Source organism: Bartonella sp. TT67HLJMS, assembly GCF_042193375.1.
Taxonomy (GTDB): domain Bacteria; phylum Pseudomonadota; class Alphaproteobacteria; order Rhizobiales; family Rhizobiaceae; genus Bartonella; species Bartonella grahamii.
Genome location: NZ_JBHILP010000037.1, coordinates 1 through 947, shown reverse-complemented (window position 1 = coordinate 947; position 947 = coordinate 1). Strand labels below are relative to the sequence as shown.

The 947-nt window shown below is 41.4% G+C and carries 1 protein-coding gene; it reads right to left on the bottom strand.

The genetic code is table 11. The features are described 5' to 3' along the window. Positions 1-947: ABC transporter substrate-binding protein (locus ACFIJQ_RS08825; protein WP_375629966.1), on the bottom strand; the 947-nt coding region annotated here is incomplete at both ends.

Here is a 947-nt window from a genome sequence, read left to right as displayed (position 1 = left end):
ATAAACGCATAAGGTCCTTTTTGCATAAGTTCACGTTGTAAATCAGCATATATTTGCGCCCGTTTTTGCGGATCTTTTTGAAACAACGCCTCTTCAACTTTTTGATTCATCTTGGCGTCAAAATACCCATGTTTCCAACTAGGATAGGCAGTGTTTCTAGCCTCAAACCGATTATCTGGATTATAAACAAGACGTGAAGCCATTGTATGAGGATCCGCAGAATCATTATTCCATCCGACAAAAGCCGTATCAAAAGCCCGTGCATTCACTTTTGAAAACAACTGTGTACCTGCCACACGTTCAATTTTAAGACGCACACCCGCCTGCGCAGCACTATCTTGGAGTGACTGAGCAAGTAATAAAGTATAAGGAGTGTTTGATACGAGAAAATTTGCCTCAAATCCGTTCGGATAACCGGCCTCTGCTAAAAGCTGCTTGGCTTTTTGAATATCAAGCTTAAAGGGTTGCCCTTCTTTTTCATCTAAAGCCCCAAAATTGCCAAGAGGAATAAAACTTGCCCGTGGGATACCAATCCCTTTGAGAAGCTTCTTGCCAAGACCTTCATAATCTATAAGATAACGCATCGCCAAGCGCACTTTTTCCTTAGCAAAAATGGGATTCGTCGTATTGAATCCCCAATACATCATGGATGGTTCTAACACTTCTTTGATTCTAACATCTGTTGTTTTTTGCAAATCTGCCAGATCTTCAGGTGTCAAATTACGAGCAACATCAATATCATGTTTTTGCAACAACAAGCGCTGTGTTCCAGGCTCCGCAACATGGCGAATTATAATCTGCTTTAGTTTAGGTGCTTCTCCCCAATAGTGAGAGCTTGCACGCAATAAAATCGCTTCTCCAGGGCGCCAACTTTTTAACTGATAAGGACCAACGCAAGCAGCATGAGTTTTCAAATACTGATTTCCCAAATCACCATTTTTTTCGTG